The sequence below is a fragment of the Rhodanobacter sp. G1 genome (genome assembly GCF_055397855.1).
Genome location: NZ_AP039674.1, coordinates 40,877 through 54,861, shown reverse-complemented (window position 1 = coordinate 54,861; position 13,985 = coordinate 40,877). Strand labels below are relative to the sequence as shown.

General features: G+C 69.8%; 15 protein-coding genes. 5 read left to right on the top strand and 10 right to left on the bottom strand.

Annotated features, from left to right (window positions below):
• Positions 1-133: 133 nt before the first annotated feature.
• From ACZ5Z2_RS00235 to ACZ5Z2_RS00195, 9 genes are all read right to left on the bottom strand, one after another.
• Complete coding sequence (locus ACZ5Z2_RS00235) at positions 134-802, bottom strand: SGNH/GDSL hydrolase family protein (RefSeq protein ID WP_464759981.1); 669 nt, start codon at positions 800-802, stop codon at positions 134-136.
• Positions 799-1,503, bottom strand: a complete 705-nt coding sequence (locus tag ACZ5Z2_RS00230) for an RES family NAD+ phosphorylase (RefSeq protein ID WP_464759980.1) — start codon at positions 1,501-1,503, stop codon at positions 799-801. The genes ACZ5Z2_RS00235 and ACZ5Z2_RS00230 overlap by 4 nt, the downstream gene beginning before the upstream one ends.
• Positions 1,504-1,584: 81 nt before the next feature.
• Complete coding sequence (locus ACZ5Z2_RS00225; protein ID WP_464759979.1) at positions 1,585-1,998, bottom strand: MbcA/ParS/Xre antitoxin family protein; 414 nt, start codon at positions 1,996-1,998, stop codon at positions 1,585-1,587.
• Positions 1,999-2,075: 77 nt separating this feature from the next.
• Complete coding sequence (locus tag ACZ5Z2_RS00220; protein ID WP_464759978.1) at positions 2,076-3,896, bottom strand: DUF885 domain-containing protein; 1,821 nt, start codon at positions 3,894-3,896, stop codon at positions 2,076-2,078.
• A 101-nt stretch (positions 3,897-3,997) separates the two neighbouring features.
• Positions 3,998-4,702 carry a helix-turn-helix transcriptional regulator gene (locus tag ACZ5Z2_RS00215; protein ID WP_464759977.1) on the bottom strand — a complete coding sequence of 235 codons (705 nt, stop codon included), beginning with the start codon at positions 4,700-4,702 and terminating at the stop codon, positions 3,998-4,000.
• A 46-nt stretch (positions 4,703-4,748) separates the two neighbouring features.
• Positions 4,749-5,273 (bottom strand): cupin domain-containing protein, encoded by a 525-nt coding sequence (locus tag ACZ5Z2_RS00210; RefSeq protein WP_464759976.1) that lies wholly within the window; start codon positions 5,271-5,273, stop codon positions 4,749-4,751.
• Positions 5,274-5,284: 11 nt separating this feature from the next.
• Positions 5,285-5,689 carry a GFA family protein gene (locus tag ACZ5Z2_RS00205; RefSeq protein WP_464759975.1) on the bottom strand — a complete coding sequence of 135 codons (405 nt, stop codon included), beginning with the start codon at positions 5,687-5,689 and terminating at the stop codon, positions 5,285-5,287.
• The gene (locus tag ACZ5Z2_RS00200) at positions 5,686-5,880 is read right to left on the bottom strand and encodes a hypothetical protein (protein ID WP_464759974.1); all 195 of its coding nucleotides are present in this window, start codon (positions 5,878-5,880) and stop codon (positions 5,686-5,688) included. The genes ACZ5Z2_RS00205 and ACZ5Z2_RS00200 overlap by 4 nt, the downstream gene beginning before the upstream one ends.
• A 64-nt stretch (positions 5,881-5,944) precedes the next feature.
• Entirely contained in the window at positions 5,945-6,556 is a 612-nt protein-coding gene (locus ACZ5Z2_RS00195) for a DJ-1/PfpI family protein (RefSeq protein WP_464759973.1), read from the bottom strand.
• Between the two features lie 147 nt (positions 6,557-6,703).
• Here ACZ5Z2_RS00195 and ACZ5Z2_RS00190 point away from each other — a divergent pair, with 147 nt between their 5' ends.
• The 5 genes from ACZ5Z2_RS00190 to ACZ5Z2_RS00170 all read left to right on the top strand — a co-directional run bounded on the left by ACZ5Z2_RS00190 (position 6,704) and on the right by ACZ5Z2_RS00170 (position 12,998).
• A complete protein-coding gene (locus tag ACZ5Z2_RS00190; protein WP_464759972.1) occupies positions 6,704-7,720 on the top strand; it encodes a class 1 fructose-bisphosphatase in 1,017 nt (338 codons plus the stop codon).
• 126 nt (positions 7,721-7,846) lie between these two features.
• Positions 7,847-8,752, top strand: coding sequence for a patatin-like phospholipase family protein (locus ACZ5Z2_RS00185; RefSeq protein WP_464759971.1), 906 nt, complete (start codon positions 7,847-7,849; stop codon positions 8,750-8,752).
• Between the two features lie 72 nt (positions 8,753-8,824).
• Positions 8,825-10,873 (top strand): S9 family peptidase, encoded by a 2,049-nt coding sequence (locus ACZ5Z2_RS00180; RefSeq protein WP_464759970.1) that lies wholly within the window; start codon positions 8,825-8,827, stop codon positions 10,871-10,873.
• Between the two features lie 143 nt (positions 10,874-11,016).
• A complete protein-coding gene (yjjJ, locus tag ACZ5Z2_RS00175) occupies positions 11,017-12,402 on the top strand; it encodes a type II toxin-antitoxin system HipA family toxin YjjJ (protein ID WP_464759969.1) in 1,386 nt (461 codons plus the stop codon).
• Complete coding sequence (locus ACZ5Z2_RS00170) at positions 12,399-12,998, top strand: HAD family hydrolase (protein ID WP_464759968.1); 600 nt, start codon at positions 12,399-12,401, stop codon at positions 12,996-12,998. Before yjjJ ends, ACZ5Z2_RS00170 begins: the two co-directional genes overlap by 4 nt.
• On the opposite strand, the gene ACZ5Z2_RS00165 is transcribed toward ACZ5Z2_RS00170, so the two are convergent.
• A complete protein-coding gene (locus ACZ5Z2_RS00165) occupies positions 12,995-13,489 on the bottom strand; it encodes a hypothetical protein (RefSeq protein WP_464759967.1) in 495 nt (164 codons plus the stop codon). The two genes, ACZ5Z2_RS00170 and ACZ5Z2_RS00165, sit on opposite strands and share 4 nt — an antisense overlap.
• Positions 13,490-13,985: the final 496 nt, after the last annotated feature.

Below are 13,985 nucleotides of genomic sequence, written 5' to 3'. Positions count from 1 at the left end.
GCGATGCTGGTTGAATACCGCTACAGACTCGGCTGCTCGGCGCCCGTGCGGATTGCTTGATGACACCGGCAGAGTCCGCCTTGGACACGGATCTCATCAGCACACGGTCAAGCGGCTCCTTGCAACCCCAGCATCAACGCCCGTGCGCATCCACCCAAGGCCGCACGATGCCGATCCACAGCTCGTAGCCGCTGCGATTCATGTGCAGGCCATCCCGGATGAACCACTTGGCCTGCGGCTGGCCGTCCTTGCCCAGCATCGGCGTGAACACGTCCAGGTAGGCCACCTGCTTCTGCGTGGCGGCGTAGTCGCGCACCAGGTCGTTCGCCTCGCGGATCTTCGGCAACAGGGCCTTGCGCGCCATGCTGGGCTTGATCGCGATGAAGGCGATGGGCACGCCGGGATCGACGGTGCGGGCCTTGCGCACGAAGGCCGCGAAGTCGTCGCGCACCTGCTGCGGGCTGTTGCCGGCCTCGATGTCGTTGTCGCCCGCGTACATCACGATGGCGCGGGGGCGGTACGGCGCCACGATGCGATCGGCGAAGAACGTGCTGTCGGCGATCTCCGAGCCGCCGAAGCCGCGGTTGATGGTGCGCACTTCGGGAAAATCGCTTGCCAGCGTCTTCCAGAAGCGGATCGACGAGCTGCCGATGAACAGCACCGCGCCGGCCGGCGGCGGTTGCGCGCGGTCGGCCCGCCCGAACGCGGCGATGTCGGCGTTCCACTGCGTGTGGTTCTCGGCCGTGCGCGCGGAAGCGCATAGCGGCAGCAGGGCGAGCAGCAGGATCAGCCAGCGTTTCATCGTGCCTCCCGTGGAAGGTTGCGTGCGAGTTCGGAGACTTCCAGCACCTGCGCGATGCGCGTGCCGTCCCAACGATAGATCAGATGCTGCGCCTGCACGCAGGGCGCCACCACGTCGGGATGGAAGGCTGCCACGCATTCGCCGCCGCGGTCGCGCACGCTGTCGTACACGATGCCGTTGGAACCGGCGCCGCGCAGCGTGCGTGCGAGCTTGACGCTGGCCGTATAGACGTCCGCGTCGTGTTCCTTCTTCCAGCCGCCGCGGATGTCGTGCAGGCGGCTGTCGATGCGGGTGCGATAGCAGCGCATCTCGACGTCGCAGGCCGGTTCATGGGTGGCGGCGAGGAAGCGCTCGCGGTGGTAGACGGTTTCCTCCACCGCCGTGGCCACGCTGTGCGCGGCGTAGAACACGCCCCAGCTGCCGTCGGAAAAGCGGCTGCCTTCCGGGTTCAGATGCGTGAACGCCGCCATCACCGGCGTCGAACCGGGGCCACTGATGCGGTGTTCCTTCGGCACCAGCTTCAACACGCCCGCCTCCTCGCGCAGGCGCGGATTGGTCAGCGCCTCGATGGCGAACACCGCGTCGAGGTCGGCCGGGTCGGCGATGCGGTCGTACACGCCCACCGGCGGAAAGCGGCTGGGCACGATGCGGTAGGCATGGCTCCAGCGGATGCGACGGACGGGCGGCAGGTCGGCGGGCATCGCGGTTGTCCGTGTCGTTCCTCTGGAATGGGAAAGCGAGCTTCGCGGCAGGCGGTCTCGCGGAACGCGACTGGCGCCGCTTCAGCCGCGCTGCGCGTCCAGGTACTGGCGCACCACGAACAGGTCGGCCACGTTGCCCGACAGCATGCGCTCCAGCGCCGAATGTCCGCCGAACAGCGGAGCCGCGTTCGGCTTGCGCAGCCAGGTGTCGGCCTGCGCGGGATCGGGGAAGAGGATCTGCAGCGCCTTCCAGATGCCCAGCAGGTAGCTGATGCGCTCCAGCGTGTCGCGCCCCAGGCCGCCGGCCTGCTCGCGCTTCCACTTGTAGAACGTGGACTCGGGCGGATCGCCGAGCAGCCTGCGCTGTTCGGCCACGCGCAGATCCCAGTGTTCGGCGAGGCGGAAGAAGCTGCGCAACGCGGGCGCGGTCAGCGCCGTGTCAGCAGGCAAGTAACGCGGCGCGGCTTCGGCGACGCGGTTCGTTCGTGCGCTCATGACGGAACTCTCCATGTGAAGCACATGAACAAACTACTGCGAAACGGAAGCAACGTCCAATGTTGCCCGTGCCGGCTTCAGGGCGTGCCCGAAGTGCCCTTGCCCTTCGCGCCGTCGCCGCCGAAATCCGGCTCCGGCCCGCCTTCGGCGATGAAGCGGTCGATGCGCTGCTCCAGCACCGGCAGCGGCACCGATCCGGTGGAGAGCACGGTGTCGTGGAAGGCGCGGATGTCGAACTTCGCGCCCAGCGCCTTCTCGGCCTTGGCGCGCAGCCTGAGTATGGTGAGGAAACCCAGCTCGTAGCTGTCGGCCTGGCCGGGCCAGCTGATGTAGCGATCCACCTCGTTGGCGATCTCCAGCGGGCTGAGCGCGGTGTTCTCGGTGAGGTAGTCGATGGCCTGCTGGCGCGTCCAGCCGAGGTGGTGGATGCCGGTGTCCACCACCAGGCGGCAGGCGCGCCACATCTGGTAGGTGAGGTAGCCGAACTGCTGCCAGGGCGTCTGGTAGATGCCCATCTCGTTGCCGAGGTATTCGGAGTACAGGCCCCAGCCCTCGCCGTAGGCGGAGATGTAGCCGTCGCGGCGGAACGCGGGCTGGCCGTGGCTTTCCTCCGCCAGCTCCAGTTGCAGCGAGTGGCCGGGATAGCTCTCGTGCAGGGTCAGCGCGGGCATGTTGTACAGCGCGCGCGACTTCAGGTCGTAGGTGTTGACCAGGTACGCGTCGGCGCCGCCGCGGCCGGAGGTGTAGTACGGCGCGATGTCGGCCGGCACCGGCACGATGGTGAAGCGCTCGCGCGGCAGGTGGCCGAAGAAGCGCGACATCTTGCCGTCCACCTCCTTCGCCACCCACGCGGTCTTGTCCAGCAGCTCCTGCGGCGTCTTGGCGTAGAACTGCGGGTCGGTGCGCAGGTAGTGCAGGAAGTCGGCGAAGCTGCCCTTGAAGCCGGTCTGCTTCATCACGTCCAGCATCTGCGCATGGATCTTCGCCACCTGCTGCAGACCGATCTGGTGGATCTGGTCGGGCGAGAGGTCGAGCGTGGTGTACTCGCGGATCTGCTGGCGGTAGTACGCCTTGCCGTCCGGCAGCGCCTCGGCGGCCAGCGTGGTGCGCGCCTGCGGCACGTATTCGTCGTCGAAGAACTTCAGCAGGTTCGCGTAGGCCGGGATCACCTGGTCGCGGATGCGCTGCAAGGCTTCGCCGCGCAAGGCCTGCGCCTCGTCGGCGGGAATGCTCGCGGGCATGTGCTCGAACGGCGCGTAGAAGCTGCTGGCGGTGGGATCGGTGAGGTCGGCCACCGCGGCGATGGACTTGTCGCGGCCCGCCAGCACCTCGCGCGGCACGCTGAAGCCGCGCTTGAGGCCCAGCCGCATGTTGGCGATCTGCTGCTCGAAGTAGTGCGGAACCTGGCCGAGGCGGTCGAGGTAGCGGCGGTAGTCGTCCGCGCTGCGCAGGCGGTCGCCGCCCAGGTCGTAGCCCAGGTCGCTCCAGAACGCAGAATCGCTGTTGAACGGCATCTGCCAGTTCTTGAATGCCTGGTCGGCGACGAAGTTGCGGATCTGCTCGCGGTACACCGCATAGTTCACCCGGTTTTCCGGCGAGAGCTGGCGCACGTCGACCGTGTCGAGCTGCTTCATCACCTTGCGCCAGTAGTCGAGGCGCTGCTGCTGGCTGGCGGCGTCCACGTCGTCGAGGCGGCCGTTGTTCGGCTGCGATTCGCCCGACGCGCTGATGCCGGACTGCCCGGTGCGCCATGCCCATTCGGCGGTGTAGATCTGCTGGAAGCGTGCGTCGGCGGAGCCGGCCGGCACGGCGCCGTCCGCCGTCGCGGCCTGTGCCTGAGGCAGGCCGGCACCGAATGCCAGCGCGATGGTGGCGGCCAGCAGCAGGGTCTTGTTCACGGGTGTTCCTCGCAGGTTCCGGGCGTGCAAAGCGGGAACCTCCCACGTTGCAGGCGCCGGCGCAATGCGGCGTAGGTCATGCGGAGATCGTGAACAGGCGCTCAGCCCATGCCCATCTGGCTGCCGCCCACCGCGCGCAGGTAATCGTCGAGGCCACGCCCCGCCACCTCGGCGAAGATTTCGCCGGTGGCTTCGCTGAGGTGGATGCGGTCGGGACGGAAATTGCGGAAATCCCGGCGCAGCCGGCACCACGCGCCCAGCGTCCACTTGCCGCCCCAGAACGCGAGGCACAGCGGCTCCACCTCGCGCAGGCTGGGCTGGCCGCCTTCGTCGCGGTAGTCCAGCCGCAGCACGCGGCGCTGCTCGATGGCCGCGTGCAGGCGGTCGATCAGCAGCGCGAAATCGGTGCGTCCCTGGTCGCGCCACACCGGCGCGTAGATGCGCGTGCGCGCGGCGCGCTCGCGCAGCTCGGGCGGCAGCACGGCCTCGATCTTCAGCAGCGCGGCCTGCGCGCCGGCGGCGAGCCGGTCGCCCGCGAACGCGCGCACGAAGCGCGTGCCGACCACCAGCGATTCGAGTTCGTCGGCGGTGAACATCAGCGGCGGGATGTCCGAGCCCTTGCGCAGCACGTAGCCCACGCCGGCCTCGCCCTCGATGGGCACGCCGGAAAGCTGCAGGTCGGCCACGTCGCGGTAGACCGTGCGCAACGACACGCCCAGCGTCTCGGCGAGGTTGCGCGCGGGCAGCGCGGTGCGGCGACCGCGCAGGGCATGGATGATGAGGAACAGGCGGTCGGCGCGTCGCATCGTTTCATGGTGGCTCGCCCGCGCGCCGATCGCCAGTGCGCTTCGTTTACTCGCCGTCCCAGTAGTCGCAGCCGTCGGCGGGCCGGCCCACGTGGCGGAAACCCTGCGGCTTGCCGTCCGCATCCTTGCCGGCGGCATGCATGACGGCGAACTTGCCCGAATCCGGGTATTCGCAGACTTCGGGCGTCTGGCTGGTGGACACCGCGAGGTAGCGCAGCGTGGCGTCGCCGGTGTTGGCGATCTGGTGCGCCGCCTCCGGCCCGCCGGGCGGGCAGCAGATCACGTCGCCGGCCCGGATCGGCCAGGTCTCGTGGCCGATCCGCAGCTCGCCCGCGCCCTCGATCACGAAGAACATCTCCTCGTTGACGCGGTGCGAATGGAACGGGAACGCGCGCATGCCCGGCGGCACCGCGGTGAGGTTGTAGCCGAGCTTCTGCGCGCCGAGGCGCTGGCCGATCGGCGCCAGCGCGCCGCCGAACTTCGCCGGCATCGGCTTGCCGCCGTATTGCCTGTTCAGAACGTCGAGCGGGATGGCTTCGACTTCGTCGATGTTGAGGATGGGCCTGGCCATGATCGTTCCTCTCAAAGATGCCGCGTTTCGGCGGGCGGGTTCATCCAGTCGTTGGCGCGGCCGTCGCACCAGCGCAGCGGCGCATCGATCAGCTCCTGCGGTTCCGCATCGTCGAGGCAGGCGAGGTTGACCGAGACGTAGTCGCCGCCGATCTGTTCCACGTAGCCGCGACCGAACGCGCGCACGCCGCAATGCCGGCAGAACAGGTGGTGCGCGCTCAACGTGCCGAACTGGTAGTCGGACAACGCGTCTTCGCCAGTGAGCAGGCGGAAATCCTGCGGCCGGATGGTGACGCCCCACCAGCGCGTCTTGGCGCAGATCGAGCAGTTGCAGCGGCCGGTGCCCTCGGCGAGGTCGAGGTCGGCCTCGTAGCGCACCGCGCCGCAGTGGCAGCTGCCGTGGTAGGTCTTCTTCATGGCGCGTTCCTCGTGGGGGCGACGATGTGGCGCAGGCCGGTCAGCGCCGCCAGCAGCATGTGCCGGCGCCTGGCAGCGGGTTGGGGCGCGGCAGGCGTCGGCAGGCGGTATTGCCCGTCGAGCAACAGGCCGCGCAGGTAGAGCGGGCGGTAAGCCATCAGCGTCCTGTCGATGGCGGATTTCTTTGTCATGGCGTGGGCTCGCTTTGAAAGTGCGGCCATGGATGGCTGCGGTTGGACTCGCGGACAAACGCATTCATGCCGCCGCCGCCGCGATGCCGGCCAACCATGGCGGCGGCAAGGCGTGCTTGTAGAGGCGGAACCAGTGCTCGCGGTCGCTGGCGTTGTAGAGATCCAGCGTGCGGATCACCTCGCGCGCGAACTCCACGCTGCCGAGCTCACTGGCGGTGAGCGTGCCGCCGTCGCTCACCGCCAGCACGGTGGCGTCGTACTGCTCGGCGCCGCGGTAGTCGGGCACATACGCGTCGATGTGGCCGGCATGGCTACCGGTGTGCCGGCAGCGATCCAGCAGCCCGGCGCGGGCCAGCGCCAGCACGCCGTCGGCGATGCCGGCCACCGGCGCGCCGGCCGCGTGCACGCGGCGCGCGGCGGCTACCGCGGCCAGCCCTTCGCCACGCGTCCACAGGTGGCCGCCGGGCAGGATCAGCAACGCCGCGCGGGCCAGGTCGAGCTGGGCCAGCGTCAGTTCGGGCTGCACCACCAGGCCGCCCATCGAGGTCGCCGGCGCCATCGAGAAACCCACCGCCCGCACCTGCCAGTCGCCCGGGCGGCGGATCTCGCACAGCGCCAGCGCGGCCTGCCAGTCGGCGTAGCCGTCGAATACGAGGAAATAAACCGTGTCGCGCATGTCGTTCCCTCCGTGATTGGAGGTGCAGCTTGCGTGGGTGCTGCTGACAACCTGGTGTCAGCAGCCGGCGCAGGCATGGCGCGGTTCAGTTCAAGCCCGGACAATGCGCGCACCACTTCCATCCGCCACCCTTCGCACGGACACGCCATGAAACCCGTTTCGCTCATCCAGTTCCTGATCGAGGAACGCCGCGCCGGCCACATCAACGCCGAGCTTTCGCTGTTGATCGAAGTGGTTGCCCGCGCCTGCAAGCGCATCGGCGTGGCCACCGGCAAGGGCGCGCTGGGCGGGGTGCTGGGCGCGGCCGGCACCGACAACGTGCAGGGCGAGGCGCAGAAGAAGCTGGACGTGATCTCCAACGAGATCCTGCTGGAGGCGAACGCCTGGGGCGGCCACCTCGCCGCCTGCGCGTCGGAGGAGATGGAAGACCCGCAGCCGATCCCGGACGGCTACCCCAAGGGCCAGCACCTGCTGCTGTTCGATCCGCTGGACGGCAGCTCGAACATCGACGTGAACATCTCGGTGGGCACGATCTTCTCCGTGCTGCGCTGCCCGGACGGCGTGACCGACGCGAAGGCCGAGCACTTCCTGCAGCCGGGCACCACCCAGCTCGCCGCCGGCTACGTGGTGTACGGCCCCAGCACCCTGCTGGTACTCACCTTCGGCCACGGCACGCACGAGTTCACGCTGGACCGCGAGATCGGCAGTTTCATCCTGAGCCACCGCGACATCCGCATCCCGGAGCAGACCAGCGAGTTCGCCATCAACATGTCCAACCAGCGCCACTGGGAAGCGCCGATGCAGCGCTACGTCGGCGAGCTGCTGGCCGGCAAGGACGGCCCGCGCGGGCGCGACTTCAACATGCGCTGGGTGGCCTCGATGGTGGCCGACGTGCATCGCATCGTCACCCGCGGCGGCGTGTTCTTCTACCCGCTGGACGCCAAGATCAGGGACAAGGGCGGCAAGCTGCGCATCATGTACGAGGCCAACCCGATGGCCTTCATCGTCGAGCAGGCCGGCGGCGCGGCCACCACCGGGCGCGAGCGCATCATGGAAGTGCAGCCCACCGGCCTGCACCAGCGCGTGCCGGTGTTCCTCGGCTCGAAGCAGGAAGTGGAGCACGCCACGCGCTACCACCGCGAAGCGGACAGCGCGCAGGGCTGACGCCCGCCTCCTGCCGGCGGGCCTTGTCGCCAAGGCAAGCATGCCGCCCGTTCCGTGCCCGGCTCGTGCCATGAGCCGGCCATAGGCTCGCTGCACCACCCATCACTCCTCCGCATGGCGCCACCGATGCCGTTCCGCCGCCTCCTGCCGTTGCTGTTCGCCGCGCTGGCGCTGGCCGCCTGCACCCATGCGGCCAGGCCCGTGCCACCGCCGATCACCCCGCCGCCGCCACCTCCGAAGCTGAAGATCGGCCTGGCGCTGGGCGGCGGCGCGGCCAAGGGTTTCGCGCACATCGGCGTGATCAAGATGCTGGAGGCCAGCGGCATCCATCCCGACGTGGTGGCCGGCACCAGCGCCGGCAGCGTGGTGGGCGCGCTGTACGCCAGCGGCATGGATCCGTTCCAGTTGCAGCAGACCGCGTTCGGGCTGGACGAATCGAAGATCCGCGACGTGCGGCTGTTCTCCAACGGCCTGGTGCAGGGCCGGGCGCTGCAGGACTACGTGAACCGGCTGGTGCACAACCAGCCCATCGAGCGGCTGAAGCTGCCGTTCGCGGCGGTGGCGACGCAACTGGAAACCGGGGCGCGCACGGTGTTCATCAGCGGCAACACCGGGCAGGCCGTGCGCGCCTCCTCCAGCATCCCCGGCGTGTTCGAGCCGGTGGAGATCCGCGGCAAGCACTACGTGGACGGCGGCGTGGTCAGCCCGATCCCGGTGGACGCCGCGCGCCAGCTCGGCGCGGATTTCGTGATCGCGGTGGACATCTCCGCCCGGCCCGGCGGCACCAACCCGCAGGGCATGTTCAACATCATGGGCCAGTCCATCACCATCATGGGGCGGGAGCTGGCCCGGCAGGAAATCGCCCGCGCCGACGTGGTGATCCGCCCCGACCTCAGCGGCATCGGCCCCGCCGACTTCGAGCAGAAGGATCTGGCCATCCTTGCCGGCGAGAAGGCCGCGCTGGCGGCGATCCCCGAGATCCGCGCCAAGCTCGCCGCGCGCGAGGCCGCCCCGGTCGCGGCGAAGCCCTGACGATACGCACATGGCGCAACGCCTTCCGCGGTTGTAGCGTGGGGATTCCCCTCCCGCAGCCGGGTTTGCACCATGCCGAAATCCTCGCGCCTCCTCGTTTCGCTGGCCCTGTCCGCCACGCCCCTGCTCGTGCAGGCGGCACCGGACACGCAGGCCGCCCAGCCCGCCGCGCACGCGGCCATGCCGTTGCCCAAGCTCGGCAAAGTCCAGCGCATCGGCGACGTGGCGCTGTCGCCCGATGGCACGCGCCTCGCCTGGGTGCAGGAAGGCAAGCAGCCGGCGATCGAACTGGCCGACGCCGACGGCAAGCACGCGCAGGCGCTGGACGTGGGCGCCAAACTCGCCGACTGCAGCAAGGACGACCTCGCCTGGTCGCCGGACTCGCGCCGGCTCGCCTTCATCGCCAACTGCGGCCACGACCTCACCAACACCGAGGCGATGCATACGGACGTCTATCTCGCCGACGTCGCCGGCAAGGCCGCGCCGCGCGAGGTGGCCAAGCTCGCCGGCTACGCGCGCGCGCTGGCGTGGACGGCCAACGGCCAGTCGCTGGGCTTCCTCTACGTGCCCGGCGCCACCCGCCACGCCACCGCCACCGCCGCGGGCAAGCCGCAGGTGGGCGTGATCGGCGAGGAGCCGGAAGAGATCCAGCGCGTCGCCAGCCTCGACGTGGCCAGCGGCGCGCTGCACACGCTCACGCCGGCCTCGATCTATGCCTACGAATTCGGCTGGTCGCCGGACGGCAAGCGCATCGCCTACACCGCCGCGCCGGCGCCGGGCGACAACAACTGGTGGGTGGCCAAGCTCTACGTGCAGGACGCGAAGGAAGGCGCCGCGCCGCGCATGGTGGCCGATCCGTCCGCCGTCGCCGGTTCGCTGCACGGCCTGCAGATGGCGCTGCCGCGCTGGTCGCCGGACGGCGCGCGGATCGCCTTCATCGGCGGCCTGATGAGCGACCAGGGCGCCACCGGTGGCGACCTCTACAGCGTGTCGCCCAACGGCGGCGAGCCGGCCAACCTCACGCCCGGCATCACCGTGACGCCGGAGTGGTTCGCCTGGGCCGGCAACGACGCGCTGACGGTGAGCCAGAACGCCAAGGGCAAGGTGCAACTCGCCCGCTACGACATCCATGGCGCACAGGCCACCGCGCAGGCGCCCTACTTCACCGTGCCGGCGATGATCGGCGCGGGCGGCGCGGTGCTCTCGGTGTCGCTGTCCGCCGACCACCGGCGCGTGGCCTTCGAGCAGAGTTCCTACGACCGCGCGCCGGAAGTGCATGCCGGCAGGCTGGACGGCACGCCGCCGCCCGCCGTCACCGCGCTCAACGCCGGGCTGAAGCCCGCCTGGGGCAAGGCCGTCTCGGTGGAGTGGAAGAACGAGGGCCGCGACGTGCAGGGCTGGCTGCTCTACCCGGCCGACTACGATCCGCACAAGACCTATCCGATGATCGTGAGCGTGCACGGCGGCCCGGCCTGGGGCGTGCTGTCGAGCTGGCCCGGCATGGGCGCGATGTACGCCGCCGAAGGCTACTTCCAGTTCATGCCCAACCCGCGCGGCAGCTTCGGCCAGGGCGAAGCCTTCGTGCAGGCCAACCGCAAGGACTTCGGCTACGGCGACCTGCGCGACGTGCTCGCCGGCGTCGACGCGGTGGAGAAGATGGCGCCGGTGGACGACCATCGCCTCGGCCTCACCGGCTGGAGCTACGGCGGCTTCATGAGCATGTTCGCGCCCACCCAGACCCAGCGCTTCCGCGCCGTGGTCGCCGGCGCCGGCATCTCCGACTGGCAGAGCTACTACGGCGAAAACCAGATCGACCAGTGGATGATCCCCTACTTCGGCGCCAGCCTGTACGACGACCCGGCGGCCTACGCCAAGAGCTCCGCGCTCAGCTTCATCAAGCAGGCCAGGACGCCCACGCTGATCATCGTCGGCGACCGCGACGAGGAATGCCCCGCGCCGCAGTCCTTCGAGTTCTGGCATGCGCTGAAGTCCCTGGGCGTGCCCACGCAACTCGTGGTCTACCCCAACGAAGGCCACCACTTCGCCAACCCCGAGCATACCCGCGACGTGCAGCAGCGCTCGCTGGCGTGGTTCGCGAAGTACCTGCCGGCGTCGAAGTGAACGATGGCGTGGCCGGCCTCTCCCAACCCAGAGAGGCCGGAAAACCCACCAGAAATCCATTCAATAAAGACGTGAGTCTACACGTAACTCACTGATTTCATGAATAGTTGACTTGAATTATCCATTCAAGTATCTATTCACACATGGCAACTCCAGCCGCCCCCACCGAGCGCCTGCTCGACGCCCTGCGCCTGCGCCGGGTCGCCAGCGCACGCGAGCTGGGAGCGGCGCTGGGCGCCAGTCAGCCCAGCATTTCACGCGCCCTGGCGGCCGCCGGTGCGCGCGTGGTGCGCGTGGGCCAGGCACGGCGCAGCCGCTACGCCGCCGTGCGCGAGGTGCGCGGGCTGGGCACGCACTGGCCGTTGTACCGCATCGACGAACGCGGCCAGCCGCGCGAATTCGGCGAGCTGACGGCCCTGCACGGCGACGGCTGCCTGGTGGCCACCGGCACGCCGCCCGACTGGCTGCAAGGCGAATTCGCCGACGGCCTGTTCCCCGGCCTGCCGTGGTTCCTCGACGACCAGCGTCCGCAAGGCTTCCTGGGCCGCCAGTTCGCCCAGCGCTGGTCGCGCGAGCTGGGCCTGTCCGGCGACATCCTGCGCTGGAACGAGGACGCCGTGCTCGCCGCCCTGCTGCTGCACGGCGAGGACGCGCCCGGCGACTTCGTGCTGGGCGACACGGCGCTGGAACGCGCCTTGCGCAACGAGCCGGAAGCCATCCCCGCCGCGGCGCGCGGCGAGTACTACGCGCAACTCGCGCAAGCCGCCCTGGGCGGCGAACTGGTGGGTTCCGCCGCCGCCGGCGAGCAACCCAAGTTCACCACCTGCGTGCGCGAGGCCGACGGCAGCCTGCGCCACGTGATCGTGAAGTTCGGCGAACCCGCCGACGCCCACCCCGGCGCACGCCGCTGGGCCGACCTGCTGACCTGCGAGCACCTCGCCACCGAACTGCTCGCGGAACACGGACACGCCAGCGCGCGCACCGAACTCGTCGTCTCGCAAGGCTGGCTGTGCCTGGAAGCCACGCGCTTCGACCGCATCGGCGCGCATGGCCGGCGCGGCTTCGTCACGCTGGCCGCGTGGAGCGACGCCCACGACGGCGAGCGCGACGACTGGGCCGCTGCCGCCGCGCGCATGCGGCAGGCCGGCTGGATCGACGATGCGGCGCTGGAACAGGTGCGCCTGCGCTGGTGGTTCGGCCACCTGACCGCCAACACCGACATGCACTTCGGCAACCTCGGCTTCTTCCTCGGCGACACCCTGCCGCTGCAACTCGCACCGAGCTACGACATGCTACCCATGCTTTACCGCCCCGCCGCCAGCGGCACCGTGGTGGCACGCGCGTTCGACCCGCCACCGCCCACGCCCGCCGCGCTGCCGTACTGGCGCGAGGCCGCCGCGCTGGCCAGCCTGTACTGGCAGCGCGTTGCCGCGCACTCCGGCATCAGCGGCGATTTCCGCCGCCTCGCCGACGCCAACCACGCCACCCTGCGGCAACGGCGCCAGCGCTTCGCCACGGACGACGCATGAACCTCGCCCTGTTCGACTTCGACGGCACCATCACCACGCACGAGACGATGCCCGCCTTCATGCGCCGCGCCGTGACGCCGCTGCGGCGCGCGCTGGGCGTGCCGGTGTTCGCGCCGATGCTGGCCGGCTACCGGATGGGGCTGGTCAGCGGCACGGCGATACGCAACGCGGTGACGATGTTCGGTTTCCGCGGCGTGCCCGCCGCGCGAGTCCATGCCGCCGGCGAGCGCTTCGCCGCCGAGTATCTTGCCGGTGTGCTGCGCCCCGAGGCCATGCAGCGCATCGCCTGGCACCAGGCCCGGGGCGACACGGTGGTGCTGGTTTCCGGCGGACTCGATGCCTATCTCGCGCCGTGGTGCCGGCAGCACGGCCTCGACCTGATCTGCTCCACGCTGGAAACCCGCGACGACCGCCTCACCGGCCGCTACCGCGGCGCGCAGTGCGTGGGCGAGGAAAAGGCGCGCCGCGTGCGCGAACGCTACGAGCTTGCCGCCTACGACCTTTGCCACGCCTACGGCGACACGCACGAGGACGACGCGATGCTGGCGCTGGCGCAGCGGCGCTACTTCAAGGGCCGGGAAATCGAAGCCGCCTAGTGGTGGTAGCGCTCGGCCCCGCTTTCCGGCGGAACGCAGTGGTAGCGCTCGGCGTAGTCGTCCATCCGTTCGTCGGTGACGTGGTGCGCGATGCGCTCGGAGCGCGTCATGTTGCGCCAGGCATCCAGATCCACGCAGTGGCTGTCGACCGCGCCAAGCAGGCCGCCGATGGCCCGCACGGCGCCGGCAAGGCCTTGCATCTTCGGGTCGATCATGCGGAACACCGGCATGCCGCGCGCGGGCTGCGTGCTGCCGGGCAGGCGCACGTTGTCGCGCGCGAAACCCGAATCGGCGGCAAACCGGCCGCCGCCGGCGATCCAGGACGGCGGCGCACCGCGAGCATCGACCGCCGACGGGAACGGGATATCGGCTTTCGTCGCAGGCGATGGTTTTGGCGAGACGAGCGGCAGGCTCGGATGCCGCACAGGCGCCACGCTACGCGCATGCAGTGGCGTCCTTGCGCGTGGCGGCGGCGGAATCGCCTTCGACATGGCGATGAATCGAACCAGCAAGCCATCCGATCGCGTCGATGACCGCGTGGCGCTGCGCCATCGCCACGTGCCGGCCGGAAGCAGCAGGAAAGCGACGAAGCCGGCATGCATCAGGATCGCCACCGCCATCGCGGCGACTCGTGGCCAGCGGAACGTTGTGTTCGGATCGCGAACCTGTCGCCTGCTCGCGTTTGTCGCCGTCCCATCCATCGCGCAGCGCTCCGTCCCCCCCCTGAGTCATGCAAAGACACAGCGGCCGTCCATTGGTTCCGCAATGGTCGCCGGTTCAGAACAGCTCCCCCTGCGGCGATGGCCTGCGCGGCGGCACGAAGCGCGAGGTGTCGAGTTGCAATTCGCGCGCGCGGCCGAAGCCGTGCCTGCGGCAGGGCTACCCGCAGTACTGGGGAACATGGCTAGCCCGGTCCCGCAAACAATCGGATTGGATGCGCACGCTTCGATGGCACCACCAATACCCGGTGGTTCGGAGGCGGCCTCA